Source organism: Actinomyces graevenitzii C83, assembly GCF_000239695.1.
Lineage (GTDB): Bacteria > Actinomycetota > Actinomycetes > Actinomycetales > Actinomycetaceae > Actinomyces > Actinomyces graevenitzii.
In genome coordinates, this window is sequence record NZ_JH470339.1 from 216,173 (window position 1) to 239,734 (window position 23,562).

The 23,562-nt window shown below is 57.3% G+C and carries 25 protein-coding genes; 11 read left to right on the plus strand and 14 right to left on the minus strand.

The window, feature by feature from the left end; all coding sequences use genetic code 11:
- Nucleotides 1-91 precede the first annotated feature (91 nt).
- Nucleotides 92-343 carry a hypothetical protein gene (locus HMPREF0045_RS08600; RefSeq protein WP_005987511.1) on the minus strand — a complete coding sequence of 84 codons (252 nt, stop codon included), beginning with the start codon at nt 341-343 and terminating at the stop codon, nt 92-94.
- A 23-nt stretch (nt 344-366) separates the two neighbouring features.
- Nucleotides 367-654: an acylphosphatase gene (locus tag HMPREF0045_RS08605; RefSeq protein WP_005987513.1), complete on the minus strand. Its 288-nt coding sequence runs from the start codon at nt 652-654 to the stop codon at nt 367-369.
- Nucleotides 655-833: 179 nt separating this feature from the next.
- Here HMPREF0045_RS08605 and HMPREF0045_RS08610 point away from each other — a divergent pair, with 179 nt between their 5' ends.
- On the plus strand, nt 834-1,667 hold the full coding sequence (locus tag HMPREF0045_RS08610; protein ID WP_005987516.1) for an exodeoxyribonuclease III: 834 nt from the start codon (nt 834-836) through the stop codon (nt 1,665-1,667).
- A gap of 119 nt (nt 1,668-1,786) precedes the next feature.
- Here the strand turns inward: HMPREF0045_RS08610 and HMPREF0045_RS08615 are convergent, their stop codons facing one another.
- From HMPREF0045_RS08615 to HMPREF0045_RS08625, 3 genes are read right to left on the minus strand one after another with little or no spacing between them, the layout of a single operon-like run.
- Entirely contained in the window at nt 1,787-3,097 is a 1,311-nt protein-coding gene (locus HMPREF0045_RS08615) for an ABC transporter permease (RefSeq protein WP_005987518.1), read from the minus strand.
- On the minus strand, nt 3,094-3,795 hold the full coding sequence (locus tag HMPREF0045_RS08620; protein ID WP_005987520.1) for an ABC transporter ATP-binding protein: 702 nt from the start codon (nt 3,793-3,795) through the stop codon (nt 3,094-3,096). Before HMPREF0045_RS08620 ends, HMPREF0045_RS08615 begins: the two co-directional genes overlap by 4 nt.
- Nucleotides 3,792-4,925, minus strand: a complete 1,134-nt coding sequence (locus HMPREF0045_RS08625; RefSeq protein WP_005987522.1) for an efflux RND transporter periplasmic adaptor subunit — start codon at nt 4,923-4,925, stop codon at nt 3,792-3,794. The genes HMPREF0045_RS08620 and HMPREF0045_RS08625 overlap by 4 nt, the downstream gene beginning before the upstream one ends.
- A 227-nt stretch (nt 4,926-5,152) precedes the next feature.
- Here HMPREF0045_RS08625 and HMPREF0045_RS08630 point away from each other — a divergent pair, with 227 nt between their 5' ends.
- Both HMPREF0045_RS08630 and HMPREF0045_RS08635 read left to right on the plus strand, forming a co-directional pair.
- Nucleotides 5,153-6,097: a glycoside hydrolase family 16 protein gene (locus tag HMPREF0045_RS08630; RefSeq protein WP_005987524.1), complete on the plus strand. Its 945-nt coding sequence runs from the start codon at nt 5,153-5,155 to the stop codon at nt 6,095-6,097.
- 190 nt (nt 6,098-6,287) lie between these two features.
- Nucleotides 6,288-6,905, plus strand: coding sequence for a HEAT repeat domain-containing protein (locus tag HMPREF0045_RS08635; protein WP_005987527.1), 618 nt, complete (start codon nt 6,288-6,290; stop codon nt 6,903-6,905).
- Here the strand turns inward: HMPREF0045_RS08635 and HMPREF0045_RS08640 are convergent.
- From HMPREF0045_RS08640 to HMPREF0045_RS08650, 3 genes are read right to left on the minus strand one after another with little or no spacing between them, the layout of a single operon-like run.
- Nucleotides 6,898-7,383 (minus strand): helix-turn-helix domain-containing protein, encoded by a 486-nt coding sequence (locus HMPREF0045_RS08640; protein WP_005987529.1) that lies wholly within the window; start codon nt 7,381-7,383, stop codon nt 6,898-6,900. The genes HMPREF0045_RS08635 and HMPREF0045_RS08640 overlap by 8 nt on opposite strands.
- Before the next feature lie 53 nt (nt 7,384-7,436).
- Nucleotides 7,437-8,714 carry a galactokinase gene (galK, locus tag HMPREF0045_RS08645; RefSeq protein ID WP_005987530.1) on the minus strand — a complete coding sequence of 426 codons (1,278 nt, stop codon included), beginning with the start codon at nt 8,712-8,714 and terminating at the stop codon, nt 7,437-7,439.
- A gap of 54 nt (nt 8,715-8,768) precedes the next feature.
- Nucleotides 8,769-9,590 (minus strand): DeoR/GlpR family DNA-binding transcription regulator, encoded by an 822-nt coding sequence (locus HMPREF0045_RS08650; RefSeq protein ID WP_231196723.1) that lies wholly within the window; start codon nt 9,588-9,590, stop codon nt 8,769-8,771.
- Between the two features lie 208 nt (nt 9,591-9,798).
- Here HMPREF0045_RS08650 and HMPREF0045_RS08655 point away from each other — a divergent pair, with 208 nt between their 5' ends.
- From HMPREF0045_RS08655 to HMPREF0045_RS08685, 7 genes are all read left to right on the plus strand, one after another.
- Nucleotides 9,799-11,022, plus strand: a complete 1,224-nt coding sequence (locus HMPREF0045_RS08655; protein ID WP_005987534.1) for an arginine deiminase — start codon at nt 9,799-9,801, stop codon at nt 11,020-11,022.
- Between the two features lie 168 nt (nt 11,023-11,190).
- Nucleotides 11,191-12,192, plus strand: coding sequence for an ornithine carbamoyltransferase (gene argF / locus HMPREF0045_RS08660; RefSeq protein ID WP_005987536.1), 1,002 nt, complete (start codon nt 11,191-11,193; stop codon nt 12,190-12,192).
- Between the two features lie 3 nt (nt 12,193-12,195).
- Nucleotides 12,196-13,155 (plus strand): carbamate kinase, encoded by a 960-nt coding sequence (gene arcC, locus HMPREF0045_RS08665; protein ID WP_005987538.1) that lies wholly within the window; start codon nt 12,196-12,198, stop codon nt 13,153-13,155.
- The gene (locus HMPREF0045_RS08670) at nt 13,155-14,075 is read left to right on the plus strand and encodes a YihY/virulence factor BrkB family protein (protein ID WP_005987539.1); all 921 of its coding nucleotides are present in this window, start codon (nt 13,155-13,157) and stop codon (nt 14,073-14,075) included. Before arcC ends, HMPREF0045_RS08670 begins: the two co-directional genes overlap by 1 nt.
- Nucleotides 14,076-14,093: 18 nt before the next feature.
- Nucleotides 14,094-15,209, plus strand: coding sequence for a mannose-1-phosphate guanylyltransferase (locus tag HMPREF0045_RS08675; RefSeq protein WP_005987541.1), 1,116 nt, complete (start codon nt 14,094-14,096; stop codon nt 15,207-15,209).
- Between the two features lie 5 nt (nt 15,210-15,214).
- A complete protein-coding gene (locus tag HMPREF0045_RS08680; RefSeq protein WP_005987543.1) occupies nt 15,215-15,619 on the plus strand; it encodes a DUF3499 domain-containing protein in 405 nt (134 codons plus the stop codon).
- A complete protein-coding gene (locus tag HMPREF0045_RS08685; RefSeq protein WP_005987546.1) occupies nt 15,619-15,864 on the plus strand; it encodes a hypothetical protein in 246 nt (81 codons plus the stop codon). The genes HMPREF0045_RS08680 and HMPREF0045_RS08685 overlap by 1 nt, the downstream gene beginning before the upstream one ends.
- Nucleotides 15,865-15,870: 6 nt before the next feature.
- Here HMPREF0045_RS08685 and HMPREF0045_RS08690 read toward each other — a convergent pair whose 3' ends face one another.
- Nucleotides 15,871-16,725, minus strand: a complete 855-nt coding sequence (locus tag HMPREF0045_RS08690) for an RDD family protein (protein ID WP_146002460.1) — start codon at nt 16,723-16,725, stop codon at nt 15,871-15,873.
- A gap of 17 nt (nt 16,726-16,742) precedes the next feature.
- On the opposite strand from HMPREF0045_RS08690, the gene HMPREF0045_RS08695 reads away from it, so the two are divergent.
- Nucleotides 16,743-17,735, plus strand: a complete 993-nt coding sequence (locus tag HMPREF0045_RS08695) for a stage II sporulation protein M (protein WP_005987550.1) — start codon at nt 16,743-16,745, stop codon at nt 17,733-17,735.
- A 177-nt stretch (nt 17,736-17,912) separates the two neighbouring features.
- Here the strand turns inward: HMPREF0045_RS08695 and HMPREF0045_RS08700 are convergent, their stop codons facing one another.
- The 5 genes from HMPREF0045_RS08700 to HMPREF0045_RS11160 are packed head-to-tail and all read right to left on the minus strand — an operon-like array spanning nt 17,913 to nt 23,530.
- On the minus strand, nt 17,913-19,199 hold the full coding sequence (locus tag HMPREF0045_RS08700; protein WP_005987551.1) for a DUF58 domain-containing protein: 1,287 nt from the start codon (nt 19,197-19,199) through the stop codon (nt 17,913-17,915).
- 9 nt (nt 19,200-19,208) lie between these two features.
- Nucleotides 19,209-20,183: an AAA family ATPase gene (locus HMPREF0045_RS08705; protein ID WP_005987553.1), complete on the minus strand. Its 975-nt coding sequence runs from the start codon at nt 20,181-20,183 to the stop codon at nt 19,209-19,211.
- On the minus strand, nt 20,173-21,372 hold the full coding sequence (locus HMPREF0045_RS08710) for a DUF4350 domain-containing protein (RefSeq protein WP_005987555.1): 1,200 nt from the start codon (nt 21,370-21,372) through the stop codon (nt 20,173-20,175). The genes HMPREF0045_RS08705 and HMPREF0045_RS08710 overlap by 11 nt, the downstream gene beginning before the upstream one ends.
- Nucleotides 21,369-22,112, minus strand: coding sequence for a DUF4129 domain-containing protein (locus tag HMPREF0045_RS08715; RefSeq protein WP_005987557.1), 744 nt, complete (start codon nt 22,110-22,112; stop codon nt 21,369-21,371). Before HMPREF0045_RS08715 ends, HMPREF0045_RS08710 begins: the two co-directional genes overlap by 4 nt.
- Nucleotides 22,109-23,530, minus strand: coding sequence for a glycerophosphoryl diester phosphodiesterase membrane domain-containing protein (locus tag HMPREF0045_RS11160; RefSeq protein WP_005987559.1), 1,422 nt, complete (start codon nt 23,528-23,530; stop codon nt 22,109-22,111). Before HMPREF0045_RS11160 ends, HMPREF0045_RS08715 begins: the two co-directional genes overlap by 4 nt.
- Nucleotides 23,531-23,562: the final 32 nt, after the last annotated feature.

Consider the following 23,562-nt stretch of genomic DNA (forward strand, 5'->3'; position numbering starts at 1 on the left):
TGCCGGTTGAAACAAGCCCGGCTACTTAGCGAGCTAGTTGCAACCGTCTTAAATCAGATAAAGCCCTAAAGGCCAGCTGCAATGCTGGCCTTTAGGGCTTGTTGTAGCGGTGGTGCAGGTAGGAGGCGATTAGCGCGACCCCCACAAAGCATAGCGGCAGAGAAACTAGCCAAAGCGTAGTGGCCAGGTTGTTTAGTACGGGCAGCTGCGCCAGTAGCGGGCATAACGCCGCAATTATGGTGATGGATGCCCCTACCCAGAGCCGACGCCGCGAGCGCGGGGGAGTGCGGTAGTCTTCGTCGATGGGTAGGTCTTCAAAGGAGGCCTGGTGATGCTGGTGCATGGCTGCGATCCTACCGCGCTAACTTAGTTGCCGTATTTGAATTCGCCTTGGCGGCGTAGCAGTTCGGTTTGCACCTGGCTTAATTCGCGCAGCTCCACATCGGTAACGTGGGCCCAGCGCGGCCCGTGGCCCAGCCAGGTGATGAACCTAGCCATTAGTGCACTGTCACCGGCGGCCCACACCTCAACCCGGCCGTCGTCGAGATTACGGACGCTGCCGGAGAGCTGATATTTGAGGGCTTCTTGGTGGCAGCTGTAGCGAAAGCCCACGCCTTGCACGCGTCCACTGATATAGGCATGAATTCCGCGCATGTTTTGTTCCTTAGCTGGGTGGCTGGTTTGGGTTAATTATCGCGTTAAGTGTGTACCTGGTTAAGCGTGCGCTGGGGGTTGGCGCCCCATTTTGCTGCCCGCGCCGGGTTAATCACCGCATTAACTACGCCCGCCGGGTCTACCGCCCTGGTTAGGGCGGGCTTAGCTATTCTTGGTTTATGCGTATTGTTACCGTCAACGTTAATGGGATTCGGGCCGCTGCCCGTAAAGGTATGGGCCAGTGGCTGGAGCAAAGCGCCCCGCAGGTGTTGCTGTTGCAGGAGGTGCGCGCTGATAGTGAGATTGCGGCGGGTTTGCTGCCCGGCTATGAGGCCCACGTGTTGCCGTGCCGGATTAAGGGTCGCGCGGGCGTGGCGGTTGCGGTGCGTGAGGGCAGTGGCGTCCAGGTGGCGCAGGTGCGCGACGGCGTGGCTCGCCCTGGTACTTTGGAGCCCGACGTCGATTCGGGGCGTTGGTTGGAAGCGGATTTGGTTTTGCCCGCTGGCCAGCAGCTGACGGTGGTTAGCGCTTATATTCACTCTGGCGAGGTGGGTACCCCCAAGATGGAGCAGAAGTATGCTCACCTGGAGTTGGTTGATGAGCGCATGAGCCAGCTGTTTGAGCGTGCTGCTGCGGGTGGGCCGCAGGCGCTGATGGCGGGCGATCTTAATGTGGTGCGTAGCGAGAAGGACATTAAGAACTGGAAGCCTAACCACAACAAGACTGCGGGTGTGTTGGATGAGGAAATCGCCCACCTGGAGGGTTGGTTTAGCCAGGGTTGGGTGGATGTGCAGCGCCAACTGACCGGGCCAGATGCGCAGGGGCCTTACACCTGGTGGTCTCAGCGCGGTAAGGCTTTTGATAACAACACTGGTTGGCGTATTGACTACCAGGTGGCCACCCCGGCCCTGGCGGGGCAGGCACAAGATTTTAGTATTGGCCGCGCGCCAAGCTACGCCGAGCGTTGGTCAGACCACGCTCCGCTGGAGGTTAGCTACGACCTAGAAAGCTAGAGCGGCCATCACGGCCATCGCTGGGTGCGCAGCCCTGGACGCATTTATGCACCCCTGGACGGGCACCAACTAAACCAAAGCGCGCGCCGGGCGGCGCGCGCTTAGTGTTTTGGTCTGCTTTAGAAGCGGATGGCGTCAATGGGTTTGATGCGCATAGCTACCCAGGCGGGGATGATACCTGCCAGGGCGCCCACGCCGGTGGCTGCAGCTAAACCGATTAGGGCAGCGCTGAAGGGGTAGGCGGGGGTGGGCACATCGGCTTGGATCCCCAAGATTGGGCCGAGCGGCACAAACCGTAGCGCCAGGATAGATATCGCAATACCCACTATGCCGGCCACCACCGTGGCCACCACCGATTCGAGCATGATTGAGAAGAAAATACGCCAACTGCTGGCCCCAAAGGCGCGGCGCACCCCGATCTCATGGATACGTTGACGCACGGTCACAATAGAGACGTTGATCAGACCCAGCGCACCTAGCACCATCATGAACACGCCGGCAGCGGATACCACCATGGTGAAGGTACGCATGGAGCTATTGCTGGCGGCAGTATCAATATTGGAGTTGACCTGTAGGGTTTTGGCGCCAAACTGGGCCCCAAATTCGCGTTTAGCCAGGGCCTGCATTTTGCTGACCTGCTCGCGCCCCACATACATACTTAACGTGGGCACAGGCGCGGTGGCGGCGTCGGTAAGGCTAGCTTCAAAAGGATCACGCAACACGTAGGCCTTGTATTCCTGGGTGCACACCTGCTTGCCGTTTTCGTCGTCGTAGCAGTTGGGTGAGTCTTTTTCCGCAGTGATACCCACAATCGTGAAGGAAGTGCGCGAAGGGGTGAAAGACTGCACTGTGAAGGGGGCGCTGAGGGTTTCAATGCCCAGTTCTTTCGCGAACGCCTTATTTACCACGATGGGGGTGGCCAGGTTTTTAGTGTCTGCCTGGCTAAACCAGCGCCCCTGTGACAGGTTCACTGGCACCACCTTGTTGTAGCTGGCACTGACCACGGTGGTGTTTACCCGTTGGGGGCCAAAGGGGAACATGAACCTGATGTTGGTTTCATAGGAGGTGGTGGCGGCCTGCACCTTGTAGCGCTTAACAAAGTCGTTCATGGATTTGGATACTTTGTGGGCTTGGGAGGCGCTGGCCTGCTGGGTTACCCCACCCGCGCTGTCAGAGTTGGTGGCTTGGCTCTCGTCAGCGCCGTCACTTTCACCGCTGCTGGGGCTTATCTGCACGCTAACTGTGCCGGGGTAACCGGAGTAGCGGGCCATTTCGTTTTGGATGACTATGACTGAGACTTGTCCGAGCGCAATCACGAAAGTCATGGCGGCCACGGAGGCGGCCACGCCCACCAGGGACAGCAGCACACGCAGTTTAGAGATACGCAGCTGGGTCCAGGCTTCAATGAGGGAACCAATAATTACGCTCATGCCAGCCCCTGTCTGATATCAATTGGGTGCAGGCACCCGTCTGCTAGCTGGTAGGCCATTTGGGCGCGGGCGGCTACAGCCAGATCATGGGTGATCACGATTAGCGCCGCCCCGCTTTCATGGCACTGTTTTTCAAGTAGATCCATAACACTGGCGGCGGTGTGTACATCCAGGGCGCCGGTGGGCTCATCAGCCAAGATCACCTGGGGGCGACGGCTTAGGGCGCGGGCGATAGCTACCCGCTGCTGCTCACCGCCGGAGAGACGCTCAATGGATTGGTCTATTTTGCTTTCCAGCCCCACTGCTTCAAGCAGCTGCTTGGCGCGGGTGTTGCGGGTCCAAAACTGTGAGCCGCTGGCGTAGAGCAGCGGAGTGTAGACGTTTTCGGTGGTGGTTAGCCCGTTGATGAGGTTGAAGGATTGGAAAATGAACCCAAATCCGCGTCCGCGCACTTTAGCACGGGCAGCCTCACCTAGCCGGTTCACACTGGAGCCGTTAAAGCGGTATTCGCCGCTGGAGGGGGTATCCAACATGCCGATGATGTTGAGCAGGGTGGATTTACCAGTACCTGAGCGCCCCACAATGGCAACGTGTTGGCCGGCCTCAACGCGCAGGTTGATGTCGGTGAGGATTTTCAGTTCGGCGTCGTCAACTATGAAGGAGCGGGCGATTGACTCCAGCTCGATCAGGGCGCTCACTTAATTTCCTTACCGGCTGAGTCATAGCAGGTCCCGTCAGGGTCGCAGCTGTTGGGTTTGCCGGTTTTGTCTACGTCTTGGCCGGGCACGAACTGCAAGATGGAGTCGCCTTCTTTAAGTCCGGAGGTCACTACGATCTGGTTGCCGTCGTTAATGCCCAGTTTGACGGTGGTTTCTACGGTTTTGGTGGGTTTGGTTGGGTCTGGCACAAGCCACACCTTGCCGGTTGCGTAGTTGCCTTGTACGGCGGTTAGGGGCACGGTTAGGGCCCCTTTAGCTTCGCCGACGGCGATCGAAATGGTGGCTTTCAGTCCCGGGAATACTTTCTTGTCTGCGGGGACGGCGCAACGTACCTGTACGGTGGTGGCGTCGCCACTGGAGGTATCGGTACTGTCTTTGGGGGCAGCGGTGGAGTTAGTTGAGGAACTGGCTGTCCCAGCGCCGATTTTTAGGTTGCCGCAGGCAAAGGGCGCCGGCCCGGATTTGATGGTGAGCGTAGCGCTGGTGGGGGCCTGGGTCAGCTGGTACTGCTGAGAGGCGCTGATGGTACCGGTGGCGCTGTAGGTACCGGTGGAGATAGAAGCGATGGAGGTGCCTACCGTGGTTTCTTGGTCTTTAATCACCGAGTAATTGATGGTGCCGGTGGTGGGGGCGTAGACATCAATGTAGGTGACTTTTTCGGTGGTTTTGGGGGTGGTGTCGGCTTTGGAGTCTGAATCTGAAGAGTCTGCAGAGCCGTTGGTCCCCTTAGAGTCACTAGATCCGTTTGCGCCGTTGGATCCATTAGAGCCGTTGTCGGTGGTGGTTACGGTTTCGGTTTTCTTGATGGTCAAGATGGGTTCACCGGAGGTAACCGCAGCGCCGTTGTCAAAGTAGAGGCGCGCTACGGTGCCCACGGAGGTGGCTGGCACTTGGGTGGGGGCGTCGGCAACTACTTGGCCGTCAATGTCGACGGCGGATTTAACGTCAGCTTTGGTGACGGTAACTAGCGGGGTGCTAACTGAAAAACCTGTTTGCGCTGCGGTGGGCGTGGTTTGCTCGCTGTCTGGAAAGAATGCGAGTTTTACTAGCGCTGCTGTCACAACCAGGGCCAGCAGAACTTTTAAACCAGTTAGTAAGTAACGCTTCATGATGGGCATCCTTACCTATTCGGGACATAAGTACTAATGAGAATTTTACTTGATGGGTTGGGCATGGGGATGTATCCCCACCTCAGAATAGTCGTCAAAGTTTCCCAGGATCCATGCAGAAACCAACTTTAATCTCATTTCCATAACGCGGCGATCAAGTTTTCTGGTCGTTTTTACGCCAAATGCCACGGACTGGTAGCCGTGGCTGGACAATGATGGAGATTTAAGTGAAGCAGAAGCGTGTGTTGCGCCGAGGTTGGCTGCGCAAGTTTGCAGCATTGACGGCACTGGTTACTGCTGTGGCTGGTCTGAACCTGGTGGGCCCCCAGGAAGCTCAGGCTGCTAACAGCCCCTATGTGCCTGCCAGGTACCGCCTGGTGTGGAGTGATGAGTTTGAGGGCAATTCGCTAAACGCCAGCAACTGGACCCCTGCCACTGGCGCCTGGGGCGACAATATGCAGATGGTTTACAAGGACCAGCCCCGTAACCTTTACGTTAAGGATGGCTCACTGCACCTGGTGGCCTACTACGAGAAGGGTGGCGTAAAGACTAACGTATGTGGTGGTCAGAAGGTTAAGACTGGCAAAAACTGCATTCAGACCCGCCGTTACACCTCTGCCATGCTGCGCTCGCGCGACAAGCAGCACTTCAAGTACGGCTACTACGAGGCCCGTATCAAGCTGCCTAAGGGCCACTCTTCCTGGTCTAGCTTCTGGCTGCTGGCCCAGGACAAGACTTATGGGGACTGGCCGCACTCTGGTGAAATTGACGTCTTTGAATCCAAGGGCTACGACCCCCAGTTTGTGCAGTCCACCGCGCACTGGTTTAACAAGGACAAGGGTAAGCGCGACCAGTCCAACAACTGGAACAAGAAGCACTTTGGGATCAACACCCAAGATGGCTACCACACCTACGGTCTGCTGTGGGAGCCCAATAAGCTTACCTACTACATTGATGGCGTAAAGACCCACGAGATCAAGAGTCCGCTGCGCGGCACTCACTCCAATGGTTTCATGCCCTTTGACAAGGAGTTCTACCTGCTGCTTAACCACGGTGTAGGCGGTAACTTCCTGGAGGGACGCTACAACCAGGCTGGCGGTTACATCGAAAGGCAGTATGTTAACGGTCAGGACATGAGTGTTGACTACGTGCGCGTATACCAGAAGAAGTGAGCGCCTGCTTAGCGCTACTTAACTGGATACAGCTACAAGCTAGCGCCGCTAGGCGGCGCCTGCAAAGCAGCTACACACAATAATGGTGGTGGCGCAGCCCTAGGGCTGCGCCACCACCATTTATTAACGCCTCTACCGGCGTATCATGGAAACAGCTTGTGAGGTTTTGTTCTGAGAGGCACAAATTTCTATGAACGAGTATGTCGCACAGCTAGAACGTGAGCTCGCGCTTATTGAGAGAGGCTTCAAAGAAGAGCAGCGCCGCGCCCAGGCTGACTACCACTCATTTGACCGAGAAGAGGCTAAGGCACTTGCCCACCTGGCTTATCGGTCCCAGGTTTACCAGGTGCGTATGTATGCAGTATTCCTGCTGGGACACCTGTCACAAGAGGAAGAGATTTTAAACTTCCTCAGAGATGAAGTCTCCAAAGATGACAATTGGAGGGTTCAAGAGGTTCTTGCCAAAGCCGTCGATGAGTTCTGTGCGACCAGGGGATATGAGCAAGCACTGGGTGTTATCGACGAGTGGTTGAATGATTCTCGCCCACATGTGCGGCGAGCCGTTACTGAAGGTTTACGGATTTGGACGAGTCGTCCGTACTTCAGAGATAACCCATGTGAAGCAATCGAGAGATTATCGCGGCTTCGAAGTGATAGCAGCGAGTACGTTCGCAAGTCTGTGGGAAATGCCTTGCGGGATATTAGTAAGAAATTCCCAGACTTGGTTGCAGCGCAGCTGGGCACGTGGAGCTTGCAAAGCCGGGAAGTAAAGCAAGTACATAGCCTGGCAAGCAAGTTCATTAAATAGTGCAGTGCTCAACTGGCACGGCTTCGTCAATTGCCCGCTGCAAGGCCACAGGCACATGCGTGTCCGTGTGGACCTCGACAGGAAAACCGGTTAGCTCGCTTGTGTATGCGGCGATATCCGCCAACTCAAACAGTGATAAATCACGGCTCGGAGTACCGATCAGATCAATATCCGACTCGAAGCCATCCGTTCCCTGAACAATAGAGCCAAAGACACGCAGAGCCTCAAGGCCTCGTTCCTTGGCGTAGCTACCGATTGAGGAAGCATGGCGGGCCAGTGGCACAGAGGGCCGATAGTCTGCCATACGCAAGATACGCTCAAGCATTTCAGTAGACACGGCACGCTTACCAGACTCAATCTGTGCAAGGGTTGACTGAGTCATTCCGGTCAACCCCGCCAGCTCTGCCTGCGTAAGAGACGCGTCCCTACGTGCCTCACGCACTAGGGACGGCGCATCTTCCCGCCGAAACCGAGCCATAAATCCATGATAGTGCACGTATGCACTATTACGGAGAGCTCGATTAGCTCGATTCAGTCTAAGCCGCCGGCTCCCGGGCCGGGCTCGGCCTGCAAAAAGGCCGGCTCACGGTAACCAGCCTTAGCGAAGGCCTGCGCAATAGCCTGGGCTACCTGCTCCAACTCCTGGGTATGCACCAAGGCAATGGCAGAGCCACCAAACCCACCGCCAGTCATACGCGCCCCAATAGCTCCAGCAGCGCGGGCTGCCTCAACCGCCGTATCCAACTCGCCTACAGTCACTTCATAGTCATAGCGCAGCGAGTCATGCGAAGCATTCATCAACTGGCCAACCTCAGCTAGCGCGGATGCATCAGTTAAATCTTGAGTTTGCAGCAGCTCAATGAGCTTTTCCGTACGCTCAATCTCGCTAACCACATGGCGCGTGCGACGCACCAAAGTATCCACCTGCTGCTCTAGGCCCTGCTCGCGAGCGCTTTGCGCTAGCAGCTCCAGGTTGTAGTCAAGCTGCTCAGGATCCAAATCAGCCAAAAGCTCCACTTCCAACAGCTTTGCAGCCTGCTCACAGCTACTGCGACGCGCCGCATACTGGCCATCAACCAGTGCGTGCGGGGCGCGGGTATCAATCACCAGCAGGCTCAAACCCGACTCACTCAAGTTAAAAGGCACCTGCTCAGCAGAAAAATCAGTGCAATCTAGCGCCAAAGCATGTCCGGCACGGCACCGCAGCGACGCCGCCTGATCTAGCCCGCCAGTAGGGGCGCCAGCAATCTTATTTTCAGCCAAACAGCACAGCCGAGCTAGGCGCTCGCGGCCCACATCCGAGGGGTTATCAGCTGGACCAGCCAAAGCCAGCCCGGCGACGTCGTCGAGAGCTACCGCCACCGCGCATTCCAAAGCGGCAGAAGAAGACAAACCCGCCCCCAGTGGCACGCAAGACTCTAGAGCAATATCGAAGCCTGGTAGCGGACCCAAACCATCTTGCTCCAGTGCCCAAGCCACACCCACCAGGTAAGCAGCCCAGCCGCTAACCTCGCCGTTTTCGCCTTTAGGGGCCACCTGATCCAAATCCAAGCTCACCACATCGCTAGGGTCGGCTGAAGAAACCAGGCGTACCAGGCGGTCTGGGCGCCGGCTCAAAGCCACAAAAGCGCGGTGCGGTAAGGCAATTGGGAAGGCCAGGCCGCCATTGTAGTCAGTGTGTTCGCCAATAACATTGACGCGCCCAGGGGCTTGCCACACGCCCTCAGGCTGGCTGCCAAAGGTAGCCACAAACAAATCTGTGGCACCCTTAGCGCCCTGACTAAAGCTCAAAGCGGGCAGGTTTAGCATCGTTGCTCCTTTATATATGGTCAGTCCAGGCTAGTAGTTAGCCTGCACTAGTAGTTAATCCGCGATGGTTAGCGTGATGCCGTGGTCTTCCAGGTGGGCCACGGTCTGGGGCTCAGGTGAGCGGTCGGTGATCAAAACATCCAGGTCATCGAGGGAGCAGAAGCATTGCAGACCGAGCGCATCCCACTTAGAGACGTCCATAACCGCCACCGTGGTGCGCGCGCAACGCACCAGCGCACGGTTAGTGGCAGCCTCGGAAAGGTTCGGGGTCATCAAACCTACACGCGCATCGAAAGCGTGAGTACCCATAAATGACCATTCCACGCGTAGCGAAGAGAGCGCATCAATCCCGGTCAGCCCCACCAAGGCGGCAGAAGGGGTGCGCTCACCACCAATCAAAATCACGGTGGGGGCGGGGTGGCCCTGCTCACGGGCCGTATCTGCGGCGTCGAACAGCAAATTAGCTGCTGGCAGCGAGTTAGTAATGATGGTCAAAGTTGGAAAATGTTCCAACTCAGTTAGGGCGCGCGCCACTGCCAAAGTGGTGGTGCCTCCCGATAGCGCCAAAGAATCCTGGGGGCGCACAAGCTTAGCGGCAGCTAGCGCAATCTGGCGTTTTTCATTGGTGTGCTGCTCAGACTTAGTGGCAAAACGCGGCTCCATAGAGCTGGGTCCAGCGGCTACCGCGCCGCCGTGGACGCGCTCTACTAGGCCGGCGCTAACCAGCTCGGTAATGTCGCGGCGCACAGTCATCTCAGAGATGCCCAATGCCTCAACTACTTCTGCCACGCGCACGCCACCGTTGCGCGTAACTAAATCCATGATGAAGTCCTGGCGTTGGCGTGCCAGCATGGGGGTTCCGGTATTGTCACTCACGGTAGATATTTTGCCATATTGTTGCTTCTTGTTGGCTTTATAAGTTCAAAGAGTTTGACTTAGTTGAACTCTTGGTTAGGGTCGAAGAGGCAACATATAATGCCCTAGGAATGCGGCCTTAATGCATGTGTCGAAGCCTCGTTAACGTGCAAACAGTGACGAGCTGAGCGTATCTATGGGCACAGTCAAATCCCGAGGAGTGATGCAAATGGCTCTAGCTGTTGAGTCGGAAATTGGTCGCCTAGAACAAGTTATCTTGCACCGCCCTGGTGACGAGATGAAGCGCCTGACCCCACAAAACAAAGACGACCTGCTCTTTGACGACATTTTGTGGCTAGCCGAAGCGCAGGAAGAACACGATAAATTCGCAAACGTACTGCGCTCACGCGGCGTCGAAGTACTTTATATGCAAGATCTGCTGGCCCAATCGCTAGACAACAGTGAAGCCCGCACTCACGTACTAGAAAACACCTTTACCCCGGCCACCTTCGGTCCGCTAGCTGTAGACAATATCCGCAGCCACTTCAGCACCCTGCCCAGCGAGGAACTCGCCCGCATTTTGGTGGCCGGCCTAACTAAGAACGAGCTACTAGAAAACACTAGCGTCCCCTCCTCAGTAGTGATTGCTGGTATGGACGGCGACGATCTAGTCCTAGAGCCGCTGGTAAACCACCTCTTTACCCGCGACACCTCCTGCTGGATCTATAACGGCGTATCCATTAACTCCATGCGCCTGCCGGCCCGACGCCGTGAAACCGTTAACTACCAGGCAATCTACCGTTGGCACCCGCTGTTTGCTAACGAAGAATTCCCCGTATTTAACTTTGGTTCCATGAACGGCACCGGCGCCGTCGAAGGTGGAGACGTACTGGTTATTGGCAACGGCGCAGTACTAATCGGTCTAGGTGAACGCTCCACCACCCAAGGTGTAGAAATCCTGGCCAGCAAACTGTTTGCCTCAGGCAAGGTAAACCGAATTGTGGCCCTAGACATGCCCAAGGTGCGCTCGCAGATGCACCTAGACACGGTCATGACCATGATCAACCAGGGTACCTTCACCAAATACGCGGGTCTGGGTATGCGCCCCTCGCTGGTGATCACCCCCGGACCGGACCCCAAGCACCCGGCTATCGTCTCCCACCCAGCTGAAGACATGCACCATGTCATCGCTCGCGCCCTGGGCCTAGCCGACATTGAGGTGCTAACCACCCCGCAAGACTCCCTGGCTGCTGCCCGTGAGCAGTGGGACGACGCAAACAACTGTCTAACCATTTCCCCTGGCACCGTAGTCACTTACGAACGTAACGTGGCCACCAACACCTACCTACAAAGTCGCGGCCTGGAGGTACTCACCGTACCTGGCAGTGAGCTCGGCCGTGGTCGTGGTGGCCCGCGTTGCATGAGCTGCCCGACCCTGCGCCAGCCGGTCTAAGTCCAGTTGGTGGCCCGCCAATCGGGCCGCCGAGCGGACATAACCGGATAACCACCCGCCCGGGCGTTAAAGGCCAAGCGCCTGGCGGCGTCGTCGTAAAAAACTGGCCACAATCCACCCCTAGACCAATCCAAACCCTCTAAAGCCAAAGAAACGGAGAAGCCACTCATGGCATACCCCCTGCACGGTCGTTCCTTCCTGCGCGAACTAGACTTCACCCCCGAAGAGTGGCGTGGCCTGCTAAACCTGGCCGCTGAGCTCAAGGCTGCCAAGAAGGAAGGCCGCGAGGTCCAGCACCTCAAGGGCAAGAACATCGCCCTGATCTTCGAAAAGACCTCCACTCGTACCCGCTGCTCCTTCGAGGTTGGCGCTTACGACCAGGGTGCAAACGTAACCTACCTGGAGCCCACCGGTTCCCAGATCGGTCACAAGGAATCCGTAGCCGACACCGCCCGCGTACTAGGCCGCTTCTATGACGGCATCGAATACCGTGGCGACAAGCAGTCCAACGTAGACCAGCTAGCCCAGCTCTCTGGCGTGCCCGTATGGAACGGTCTAACCGACGACTGGCACCCCACCCAGATGCTGGCCGACCAGCTGACCATGATCGAGCACTCTGACAAGCCCCTAAGCGAGGTAGCTTTTGCCTACCTAGGCGACGCCCGCAACAACGTAGGTAACTCGCTGCTAGTTTCCGGCGCCATGATGGGCATGGACGTGCGCATGGTGGCCCCCACCGAGCTACAGAACTCTGACGAGGTAGTTGAGGCCGCCCGCGAAATCGCCAAGACCACCGGCGCCCGCATCACCATCACCGACAATGTAGAAGAAGGCGTTAAGGGCGTTGACTTCCTCTACACCGACGTGTGGGTATCCATGGGTGAGCCCAAGGAAGTTTGGGACGAGCGTATCAAGCTGCTACTGCCCTACCAGGTTAACGCGCAGCTGGTAGCCAAGACTGGCAACCCCAACGTGAAGTTCCTGCACTGCCTGCCTGCCTTCCACGACCTAAACACCACCGTGGGCCGCGACATCTACGAAAAGACCGGTCTGGACGCCCTTGAGGTTACCAACGACGTGTTCGAAAGCGACGTGAACATCGCCTTTGACCAGGCCGAAAACCGTATGCACACCATCAAGGCCGTTATGGTGGCCACCTTAGGGGAGTGACCTTTGCGCATTGTGGTTGCCCTGGGCGGTAACGCCCTGCTGCGTCGCGGCGACAAGCCCGATGCCGACATCCAGATTGCTAATGTACAGCTAGCTGCGGCCCAACTGGCCAAGCTAGCTAACGAGCACGAGCTGATCATCACCCACGGTAACGGCCCCCAGGTGGGTGTCTTGGCCCTGGAAAGTGCCAATGACGAGCGCCTTAGCCGCGCCTACCCGCTAGACACGCTGGGCGCTGAAACCCAGGGCATGATCGGCTACTGGCTGCTGCAAGCCATGCAAAACGCCCTGCCCGGGCGCCAGGTGGCCACCATGGTGTGCCAAACCCTGGTGCTCTCTGGAGACCCCGCCTTTGCCAATCCCACTAAGTTCGTGGGCGAGGTTTATGACGAGGAAACCGCCAAGCGCATTGCCCGCGAGCGCGGCTGGGTAGTTAAGGCCGACGGCGAGCACTTCCGCCGTGTGGTGGGTAGCCCCGCCCCGCAGCGAGTGATTGAAACCCGCCTGATCCGCAACCTGGTTAACTCTGGGGCAGTGGTGATTTGTGCTGGTGGCGGCGGCGTGCCTGTGATCCGTAACGAGAAGGGTCAGCTGCAAGGCGCCGAGGCGGTTATTGACAAGGATCTAACCGCTGCGGTGCTAGCTGAAGACCTGGAAGCCGATGCGCTGATCATCCTCACTGACGTAGACGGTGTCTACGAAGGTTATGGCACAGCCCAAGCCCGCATGGTTAAGCGCGCCACCCCGATGCGTCTGCGTGAAATGGGTCTGCCCGCTGGCTCTATGGGCCCCAAGGTGGAGGCAGCTTGCCGTTTCGTGGAGCTAACTGGGGATATGGCTGCAATTGGCCGCCTGGAAGATGCGCTAGATATCATCGCTGGTCACAGCGGCACGATTGTTACCCCTGGCGGTAACTATGGGGGCCCTGGGGATTTGCGTCCCCCGGGTATGGGCCGTATCTAGTGTTAACTATCCGTAAAATTGTGGTGGCCTGTAAAGCGGTTTATGCCCGCTGGCAGGCCACCACGTTTGGGCGAGCCTATGCGCGTTTTAAGGCTGAACGCGGGACGATTTTGGCATCCGGTATTGCCTATACCGGCTTGGTCAGCCTGTTTGCGGCGCTGACGCTTGTGGTTTCCTCGCTGCTGCAGCTTTCGGACATGTTTCCGGCTTGGCGCGCGGCCATGGTTAAAACGCTTAGCCATGCCCTGCCGGGGGTTATTTCTGATGGCTCTAGCTCGGGGCTGGTGCGTTTGGATCAACTGGAGCTAAATCAGGGTATTGGGATAGCTGCCTTTATTGGCACGGTGACGTTGGTGGCTACGGCCCTGGAAATTCCGGCGGTTTTGCGCGGCGGGGTGCGGGCAATGTTTTCAGCCCCGGTTTTGCGCGCAAATTTTGTGACTTTGCGTTTGCGTGACGCCGCCATGGTGCTGGTGGTGGTTATTGGGGTGGGTGTGAGCTCAGCGGCCTTGGCTTTGGCGGTGGCGCTGCACTCCCAGCTTGATAGCTACTTGCATATTCCTGGCTCCACTTCGCTGTTGCAGCTGTTTGCTTATGGGCTGGGTTTTATTGTCGACGGCGGCGTGTTAACTGCAATAGTTATACTCGCCAAGGTTGAGGTGCGCCGGCGAGTATTACTAATTGGCTCTTTTGCCGGAGCTGGCGTGATGACAGTGCTGCGCCTGGTGGGCAGTCAGGGATTGGCCTCTGGCACTGTAAATCCGCTGCTAGGCTCGTTTTCGACGGTTGTGGTGCTGCTTATTTGGATGCACGCAGCGGCCATGGTGCTGCTTTACACCAGCGCCTGGATGGCGATTGCTACTAAAGAGAAAAGTACAGCTGAAACTGCCCCGGGTGGCGCGGCTTTAACCGGCAGCTAAACCCGCTAGGCTTGGTCTATGACCCAAATCCACGCCATCATCCCTGCCGGTGGAGCCGGCACCCGCTTGTGGCCGCTTTCGCGTCGTGAGCGCCCGAAGTTTCTCCTTGACCTGACCGGTGCTGGTCGCTCCCTGCTGCAGGGGACTGTGGCCCGTCTGGCTCCGGTATCTGACTCGATTACTGTGGTAACCGGTATCGCCCATGTGGCTGCGGTAGCTGACCAGCTACCACAGCTTGACCGTGAGCAGCTAATTGCTGAGCCGGCCCCGCGTGACTCTATGGCCGCTATTGGCCTGGCAGCGGCAGTGATCGCTAACCGCAATGGTCGCGACGCTGTGGTGGGTTCTTTTGCCGCCGACCAAACTATTGCTGATGAGGCCGCTTTCCACGCGGCTGTGCTAGAGGCTGCTGAGCTGGCCCTGGCCGGATACGTGGTCACTATTGGGATCGAAGCTAGCGGTCCTTCTACTGCTTTTGGCTACATTCACTGCGCTGAGCCCATTACTGTGCCCGGCGCTCCCAGTGGCCGCGCGGTGGCTGGCTTTACGGAAAAGCCAGATGCTGAGACTGCCGCCGCCTACCTGGCTAGCGGTGACTACCGCTGGAATGCGGGCATGTTTGTGGTTAAGGCTGGGGTTTTGCTAGATCACCTGGCCACCACCAAGCCGGCTCTGGCTGCAGGTATTGAGGCTATCGCTAAGGCTTGGGACACCCCGCAGCGTGAAGAGGTACTGGCTGCCACCTGGCCGGGCCTGGAAAAAATCGCCATTGACCACGCTATTGCTGAACCGGTAGCGGCCGCTGGTGGCGTAGCCGTGGTGCCTGCTGCTATGGGCTGGGATGACGTAGGTGGCTTTGATGCCCTCATTGAGCTGATCCCGGCCGCCAAGCAAGGCACTGGCGCGGGAGTTAAACAGCTGGATCTATCTGGTACTACCCAGGTGCGTAACGTAGATTCCGACGGCGCCCTGGTGGCTAGCTCTGCCGGGCGTCTAGTGGCGCTACTGGGCGTACCCAACCTGGTGGTTGTGGACACCCCTGACGCCCTACTGGTGGCAGACCCGGCACACGCGCAGCAGGTTAAGGCAATTGTTGACAGCCTCAAGGCAGACGGCCAAGAGAAGCTGGTGTAACACAAGTGCGAGGCAGAAAGTGCCGCCGCCCCGGTTGCGGGCGTAATGCGGTAGCTACGTTGACCTCCAACTATGCGGACTCAACTATTGTGATTGGGCCGCTGTCGGTGGAGGCAGATCCACAGGCCTATGACCTGTGCGAGGTGCACGTGGATTCTTTCACGGCTCCGCGCCAGTGGCAGGTGGTGCGCCTGGTGACCGAGTTTGAGCCGGCCCCGCCCACCCCAGATGATCTAGACGCGCTAGCTGAGGCAGTGCGGGCGGCGTCGCGGCGTTCACCTAAACGCTCTGAGGCAGTAGACCGCGCCCGCAGCTCTATGCCGGCAGATTTTCGCAATCCTCGCCCGGCCGCCACTGAGGTCACTCGCCGGTCACACCTGCGCCTGTTAAAGGGAGAAAAGGAGGGCTGATGAGCCAGATTGCCCCTTGGCTGCGTGAATTGCTGCGTGACCCGGTGGATGTTTCACCGCTAACCGACGCCGAGCACATGCCCCCTACGGTGCTGCTGGTGCCCGGGCTTGGCTCGCTCCAGGCAGCCCCTGAATCTGGCAGCGTGCAGGTACAGGCCCCTGGCGCCGACTACTACCTGGTTAACCGCGAAGCTACGCGAGCCTACCCGGTACGTGACGGGGTGGCCATGCTGCTGCCGCGCTAAAAGCGCCTATAGAGTGCCTAAACCGTAAGGAAGCTGCGCCGCCGCTGACTGTTGCTGTTGGTGGCGGCGTTCGCGTTGCAAATTCAAGAAATACTCCCTGTCACGCCGCTCCACCAAAACCGCAGCTAGTAGCCGTTCCGGATGCGTGTGTGGCGGGGGCGGAGGAGAAACCAAACCAGAGACCTGATCAGCTAAAGCCTGCCCCAGGGAGGCCCGGTGGCGCAGATCCAAGCTGGAGGCGCGCTGCAAGAAGGTGTAGGCCGAAAGCGACAGGTGGGTGGGCAGTTCGCGAATATCCGCTCCACGCGCCCAATAACGCAGCTCAGGGGGCATGATCAGTACCGGGGGAGAGGTAATAATATTGTCCTCCTGGGCGGCATAGGTGCCCGCCAGAATGTCACCAACACGCTTGGAACGCTTAGAAAACAACATCACCACCACGGCTACTATCCCGGTGGTGAACAGCACTTCAAAGGGAGCACAGATAGCCCGTACAAAGCTTTGATAAGGGTGAGCCGGACCGCCGTCGTCGCGCACAATCCGCAAGCCCATAACTAACCGGCCTAAACTACGCCCCCGGCTTAACACTTCCACCAGCCACGGCATGAAAATCAGCCAAAAAGCCAGCATTAGCGCCACGCTGGTTGCCAAAACCGCCGCAGACACAGTCGATTGGTTAACAGCGGTGTACAAAAGCCGCAGAGAGAACGATAAACCCAGGAAATATACGGCATAGTCAATCACTGCTGAGCCCATGCGGGTAGGCAAAGGCGCCGGGGCGATATCAACCACCACGCCTTCACCAGTGATAACCTGCTCAGGGACGATCATTCTTTCCGATGAGCTGTTCAAAGTCTCCACAAGAAAAGAGTACCCGGGTGGATATAGATGCGCTGCGCCAATCTCATAAAGACCAGTGGGAACGTCTGGGCAAGTTAGCTAGCAAACGTATTCTCAGCGCCAAAGAAACCGATGAGCTGATCTCGCTCTACGGTCAGGTAGGCCAGCAGCTTTCCGCTGTACGCAGCCAAGCCCCCGACCCTGACGCAATTGTGGAGCTCAGCCGCCTGCTGTCGCGAGCACGCGGACGCATTGGCTACCACCAAAATGCGCGGGCCACCAATGTGCGTCGCTTCGTTACCGTCACCATGCCTATGGGGCTATATAAGGCGCGCTGGTTCTCAATTGGGGTGATGGTGGCATCCCTGGCAGTGTCGCTGATCTGTGCGCTGTACCTGCTCAACAATATGACGGTTTTTGACCTCCTGGTGCCTCCGGCTACGCGCCGCTCTATTGCCCAAAGTCAATTCGTGGGTTACTACTCTCAATACGCCCATTCAGAGTTTGCCTCCCAAGTGTGGACCAACAACGCCCGCGTGGCCGCCATCAGCATCATTAGCGGCCTGACCGGTTTTTTCCCGATCTTGGTGCAATGGCAAAATGCTTTAAATGTGGGGCTAATGGGCGCGGTGATGAGTGAGCAGGGCGAAATCGGTAAATTCTTTGCCTACATAAGCCCCCACGGCCTGCTAGAACTTAGCTGCGTATTTATGAGCGGCGGGGTGGGGCTGCGCCTGTTTTGGACCATGCTGGTGCCCGGCAGGCGCACTCGCGGTCAAGCCCTAGCCCAGGAAGGGCGCGTGCTGGTTTCAGCGGTTATCTCCCTAACTGCCGCCTTGGCTGTGGCCGGGGCTTTGGAAGGCTTTGTTACCCCCTCGGATCTGCCGCTATGGATCAAGATTACGCTGGGGGCCAGTGCGGCTGTGGGCTTGTGGGCTTATACCTTCATTTTGGGGCGCCGTGCGGCTTTGCAAGGCGACGACGGCGACCTAGACCCAAGCCAAATCGGCGCCTACGCCGCCCAGGCCTAAACGCCTAACCCCCGGGCCTAAACCTGTAGCCTAACCCCCAGGCCTAAAACATTCAGGCCCGCCCCAAACATTCAGGCCCGCCCCATCAGGGGCGGGCCAGGTCTGCGGTAGCGCAGAACGGCGGATGCGCGGTGGGGCTTGCGCTTGACTAAGTGGAGCTTGGCTAACTGCGCCGCTCTAGAGGCGGCCAGCGGCCTTAAGAGCCAGGTAAGTGTCAGCCAAAGCGGGAGCCAAAGTGGCCGGAGCTGACTCCACCACCTCAATGCCCAGACGCTTTAGCTGGCTGCGTGCCTGGTTAGTTTCTAGCAGTGTGCGCTCAGCGGCGGCGGCCTGATAAGCCAGGTCAGCGTTGTCACGCTCATGGCTCATCTGCTCAATTTGCGGGTTTATGGCGCTAGCAAAAATAAGCGTGTGCTTATGGGCAATCATGGCCAGCACGTCAGTTAGGGCCTGATCGTGGCTTACCGCCTCAAGGCTGCTAAGCAAAACCACCAGGGCATGTTGGCTTAGACGCTGAGAGGACGCCAAGTTAAGCGCCGGCGCCGACAGCTCACCTAGATACGGCTCCACATCAGCTAGCTCATTAGCCATGGTGGCAATCAACTCACCTGACTTCTTACCGGCAATCCAGGCCCGGCGCCTAGTGTCTAGGGCCATTACCTCCACCCGGTCGCCAGCCGCGCTAGCTAGGGCAGAGAGCAAAAATGAGCTATCAATGCCCACGTCTAGACGCGTGCCCTCCTCCATACGGGTGGCGCTGTGACGGGCACTGTCAATAATGATCAGTACATGTCTATCACGCTCAGGGCGCCAGGTACGCACCACCACTTCGCCGCGCCGCGCCGTCGAACGCCAGTCAATGGAGCGCACGTCGTCGCCGGGAACATACTGACGCAAAGAATCAAATTCCGTGCCCGCCCCACGCACCATAACCGCGCTGCGCCCATCCATCTCGCGCAGCAAATTAAGGCGTGAAGGCAAATGCTTACGCGAATTAAACGGTGGTAGCACCTGCACATGTGCCGGCGCTACCAAGGAACGCTGACGCCCAGCCAAACCCAGCGGCCCAAGCGAACGCACAGTGGCGTAGTCGGCCCGGCGCTTGCCTCGGCGTTTAGGTTGCAGCGGGGTAGTGAAACGTCGCTTCTGGCCAGGGCCCAAATTGAACTGGTAAAAATTATCGCTAGCCCCGGCGCTAGGCACCCAGGCATCACGCAGGCTTCCGCGCATAGTGCGTTTGGCAGTGTTAGTGATCGTAATGCGCGCAGAACTGGGTTGTCCTAAACGCACGGTGGTGCCATTTTCGCGCTCAACCCTAAGCTCCAGGGGTTTTGGCGCCAAAAAGGCATCTAACAGGGCCAGGCAGATCACCGCCAGGTCCCAGATCAGGGCTGCGCGCGTGGAAAGAAAAACCAGCAGCAAACACGGGGCCAGCAGTAAAGCCAGCCGTTTGGAGGCAAACATGCATTTACCTCAGCGCGGGACCGCAACCATACGCAGTACGCCGTCGATAACCGAAGCGGCACTGACCCCTTCAAGCTCAGCTTCAGGACGCAGCTTAATACGGTGACGCAAGGTAGGCAGCGCAAAGTTTTTGACGTCGTCGGGAGTGACAAAAGAGCGCCCGTTAAGCCAAGCCCAAGCCCGCGAAGTAGCCAGCAGAGCGGTGGCTCCACGCGGGGAGACCCCCAGTGACAGCGACGGCGAAACTCGCGTAGCTCGCACCAAATCCACAATATAGGCGGTCACCTCCGGGCCAACACCCACCTTAGCCACCTCACTGCGGGCCAGGCGCAGATCCTGGGCGTTAGTAACCGCCTGCAACCCGGCGCTAACCAGGTCACGCGGGTTAAAACCGTTAGCGTGGCGGGTGAGCACCTCAATTTCAGTGTCGCGCTCAGGTAGCGGCAGCACCAGTTTCATTAGGAAACGGTCCAGCTGCGCCTCAGGCAGGGGATAGGTGCCCTCATACTCAACCGGGTTCTGGGTGGCGATCACCATGAAAGGCTCAGGCAAAGCCCGAGGCGTGCCGTCAATAGAAACCTGGCGTTCCTCCATGGCCTCAAGCAAAGCTGCCTGAGTTTTGGGGGGAGTACGGTTAATTTCGTCAGCCAGCAGCAAGTTAGTGAATACCGGGCCCGGGCGCAAAGAAAACTCGGCGGTGCGTGAGTCATAAATCAGCGAACCGGTTACGTCACCGGGCATCAGGTCCGGGGTGAACTGGATGCGTTTAGTATCCAGCTCCAACGACGCCGCCAAAGCCCTAACCAGCAGGGTTTTAGCCACCCCGGGTACACCCTCAAGCAGTACGTGACCGCCCGCTAGCAGGGCTACCACTAGGCCGGTGACGGCGGCGTCTTGACCCACCACAGCTTTAGCGACTTCGCTGCGCACCGCTGCCAGGCGGGCCTGGGTGGGGACGCTATAGTCTAGGTTTTCAGCGCTCATAGTGCTTTACCTCTTCTTCTAATTGTTCAAGGGCTTGGCTTAGCTGGGTCAGTTCTACTGCACTTGCTGGCGCGGGCCCGTAGAGTATGTATTCAATTTCTTTAGCTGTGCGGTTGCAGGCCATAGATACCGTTTGCGCTACCAAGGTGGCGTCAGCATTTGGGGAAATTCCCAAGCGCCGGCCGAGCCTAATAATGGTGGCTATGCGCAAAATACGGCCACTGTGCTCACTGGCTCTAGCTCGCTGATACAGTCCGGCGCGTCCCACCGTGGTTTCGGTGCCTTGCGCGACTACCGGCAGTGGCTCGTTAACGATCCGGCCTTGGCGCCGGCCCACAATAAATGCCCATACCAATGCCAACAGCCCAAACTGCCACATTAATGGCACCAGCCAGGACGGGTAGGGCTTAGGTGCCTGCGCTGCATGAACTGACTCATTAGTTTCAGCGTTATAAAAAACTACTTCACTGCCCCGGCCAGTGGCGTAAAGCGCCAAGGCTGCGTTGTCATCTTTGTCTAGGTACTTGTTGGTAACTAGCTCTGGATTAGTGATGATGCGCAGGGTTTTGCCAGATTTTAAGGGCAGCTCTAGGTAACCGTAGCCGTTAGCGTAAGCGAAACACAGCTGAGCGGGGCCACGGCCTAGGTACTGGCTGTCGGCCAGCGCCTGCGGGTTACGCACTATGATGGCGTTTCCGGTTGCGCTGATGGTTTGGGCTTTGGTGGGTATAGAGCAGGTGCCGCGAGAGACAGGTTTATCGTTATAACCTTGCGGTTCCAAGCCGCTTTCAGTCAGGGCCTCAGGCAGGTAGTACTCGAAGCCAACCAAGGTGATATCAGCGTTTGAGGTGGTTAGTAGAGTCTCAAAATCATAATTTCGTAGCTGGCCAGCATTAAAGATGGTTACCGGTTTGCCCTGCTGGGCAGCCTCGATAGCTTTTGCAGGTGAACGCACCTGGTCCACTGAGACGTCATAGTGGTCGCCAAGTACCTGAGTTAAAGCCCGCACACCCTTAGAGCCAACGCTGTGGATGTCGTAGGGCTCTTTAGTGATTTCCTCTTTCATGGAGGCGTAGATAACCATGCCTGCCAGCAGCAAGCTAAGCGTGATTGCCAGCAGTTTCCAGCCTTTAAAGCCGCTCTTTTTAGAGTTGGCAGTGGCTTGTGCGGGGGCTGTTTGTACACTCATCGCCGCCTACCTTCAGTGGCGTAGGGGTTAGAGGCATATGGGTTAACATCCAGTGGGCCAGCTGAGCCGTGAGTTAGCTCCGGGGTCAGGTTGTGGGCGCTTTGCTGGGTTATGCCTGGGGTGTTGGTGACGGTGACGGCGAAATCGCGCATCCACTGATCATCGCTAGGGCCGGTTTCTTCGTGGCCATAGCGAGCCCGGTCAAACAGGTTAGCGGCGTAGGCAAATCCCTCACTTAGCGTTGGCATTACCTGGGTGCCAAGATAACCGGCCTCCTGTGCAGTCATGCCCGGATAATCTTCCAGCAAGGCGCGCTCGTCTAGAGAGCGGATAATGGCACGGAAACGGTCTACGACGGCGCTGACCCAGTCGCCTGCAGCCGCCGCCTTATTGGCACTAAGCGTGAGCATACTGGCGTCACGTTTATCTTCAAAAAGCGCTTTTGATTTGCGTTTACGGCGCGCCAAAGTGATTTTCGTGGTCAAGTAGAGCAGCAAAGCTAGCAGCGCCATAAAGATCAAAAAGGTAAGCAGCACTCCAACCCATTCCGGTAAACCCAAATTTAGCTTAGCTTTACTTAGCGTGGAGTCCAGCCATTTAAACAGCTTTTCTAAAATATTTTGTTTAGGTTTATAAGCTACTTTACTGAGCTCATGGTGGGCTTGTTGGCGTGCCTCATCTGGGCTTGGAGTGGGTTGACTCCAAGTCGGTAGGAGGGCTAACTTCCAGATTAAATTCATTGCGCCTGTTGTTCTGCTACAGCGTTACGTAGCTCCACATCCAGGCCCTCTTTGCGCATACGCAGATCGATATATAGCAGCGCGTTGACCGAGGAGCTGAAAGGCAGAGTAATTAGTAGGCTAATGGCGGTCATGACCATATATATTATGAAGGTGATGCTTAGTGCTCCCATAAAGTCATTAGTAGATGATGATGCAACGACAGTAGAGAATGCACCAATTACGCTGGTGATACCGCCAAAGACGCCGGCCACCACAGAGATTATTATACTGGTCAGGATATTAATGCCGAACAGGCGCCAAAAGTTTCCACGAGTTAGGCTCCAAGAGCGGCCAATAGCGGCAAATACTCCCAGGTTTTCAAGCACCATGGCTGGTGAGGCAACACTGAATTTAATGGATAAGTAGTAGCTTACTAATGCGCTAACCACCATCAGTATCAATAAGCCAACTAGACTGATACCCAGGTCTTGGAGAAATTCGCGGTCTGTCTTAGCTGTAGAAGCTACGCCAGCTAACAGCACAAAAAATACGGCGATTCCAATTATCATCATCAGGCCGCTAATAATGCTGGTGATTATATTCAACCCAATTAACGGCAGGAACTTTGATTTAGTGCGTTCCCACACTTCTTTACTGGAAGCTACTCGCCCAAGTACAGAGCGCGATACCGCTACAACAATTAAACCTGAAAGTAAAACCGTAGCTAAACCCTGTAAGAGAGTGCCACCTAGCTGAGAAAATGCACCAAACGCGCCTCCTAAAGCACTAGCATATGGAGAATCAGCGTTTATGTAGCTAGGTAATGCTAGGTTGATAATTGCGTAATTTATGCCAACACTAATTACTAGCGCCACCCCTAGCAGGGCGGCAGTAAAACCAAACATGGTGCGCGCATTAGTTTTAATTGCCGCAAACGCACCCTGGTAGATGTCGCCAATAGACAGTGGGCGCAGGGGAATAATGCCGGGTTTGTAAATATATAGGTTTGCAGCGCCCATAGATCCGTAGCCGCCGCCCGGATAAGCGCCACCACCTGGGTAACTACCAGTGCCGGGGTAACCAGGAGCAGCGCCAGGGTAGCTACCGCCCGGGTAAGTCCCCGGGTTGTATCCACCTGCGCCAGGGTAACTACCAGCCCCGGAGGTGGCAGAACTGCCCGCGCCAGGGTAACCAGGGTCAGCGCCGGGGGTGTGGCCACCAGTGCCGGGATAGCCAGGGTAACCAGCCCCAGTAGCACTAGCCGCACCGACACCAGGCACGCCAGCGCCGCCGTCGTAACCAGCACCCGGGTAGGAACCTTGCCCAGGGTAGGGGTTGGCATAGCCGCCAGAGCTGCTTGCAGATCCAGCCGGCTGCCCAGATGAGTGTTCACCCGCGCTTTCGTCGAAATTAGGCGTTTGCCAAGTTTCGCTCACCGTTACCTCCTCGGGAATATGCTACGTAACTA

Coding starts and splice junctions, on each gene's coding strand:
- HMPREF0045_RS08605 (WP_005987513.1), bottom strand. CDS start 654: ATGCGCGGAATTCATGCCTATATCAGTGGACGCGTGCAAGGCGTGGGC.
- HMPREF0045_RS08715 (WP_005987557.1), bottom strand. CDS start 22,112: ATGAATTTAATCTGGAAGTTAGCCCTCCTACCGACTTGGAGTCAACCC.
- HMPREF0045_RS08615 (WP_005987518.1), bottom strand. CDS start 3,097: ATGAGCGTAATTATTGGTTCCCTCATTGAAGCCTGGACCCAGCTGCGT.
- HMPREF0045_RS08655 (WP_005987534.1), top strand. CDS start 9,799: ATGGCTCTAGCTGTTGAGTCGGAAATTGGTCGCCTAGAACAAGTTATC.
- HMPREF0045_RS08705 (WP_005987553.1), bottom strand. CDS start 20,183: ATGAGCGCTGAAAACCTAGACTATAGCGTCCCCACCCAGGCCCGCCTG.
- HMPREF0045_RS08610 (WP_005987516.1), top strand. CDS start 834: ATGCGTATTGTTACCGTCAACGTTAATGGGATTCGGGCCGCTGCCCGT.
- HMPREF0045_RS08635 (WP_005987527.1), top strand. CDS start 6,288: ATGAACGAGTATGTCGCACAGCTAGAACGTGAGCTCGCGCTTATTGAG.
- HMPREF0045_RS08640 (WP_005987529.1), bottom strand. CDS start 7,383: ATGGCTCGGTTTCGGCGGGAAGATGCGCCGTCCCTAGTGCGTGAGGCA.
- HMPREF0045_RS08600 (WP_005987511.1), bottom strand. CDS start 343: ATGCACCAGCATCACCAGGCCTCCTTTGAAGACCTACCCATCGACGAA.
- HMPREF0045_RS08685 (WP_005987546.1), top strand. CDS start 15,619: ATGAGCCAGATTGCCCCTTGGCTGCGTGAATTGCTGCGTGACCCGGTG.
- HMPREF0045_RS08700 (WP_005987551.1), bottom strand. CDS start 19,199: ATGTTTGCCTCCAAACGGCTGGCTTTACTGCTGGCCCCGTGTTTGCTG.
- argF (WP_005987536.1), top strand. CDS start 11,191: ATGGCATACCCCCTGCACGGTCGTTCCTTCCTGCGCGAACTAGACTTC.
- HMPREF0045_RS08625 (WP_005987522.1), bottom strand. CDS start 4,925: ATGAAGCGTTACTTACTAACTGGTTTAAAAGTTCTGCTGGCCCTGGTT.
- galK (WP_005987530.1), bottom strand. CDS start 8,714: ATGCTAAACCTGCCCGCTTTGAGCTTTAGTCAGGGCGCTAAGGGTGCC.
- HMPREF0045_RS08710 (WP_005987555.1), bottom strand. CDS start 21,372: ATGAGTGTACAAACAGCCCCCGCACAAGCCACTGCCAACTCTAAAAAG.
- HMPREF0045_RS08675 (WP_005987541.1), top strand. CDS start 14,094: ATGACCCAAATCCACGCCATCATCCCTGCCGGTGGAGCCGGCACCCGC.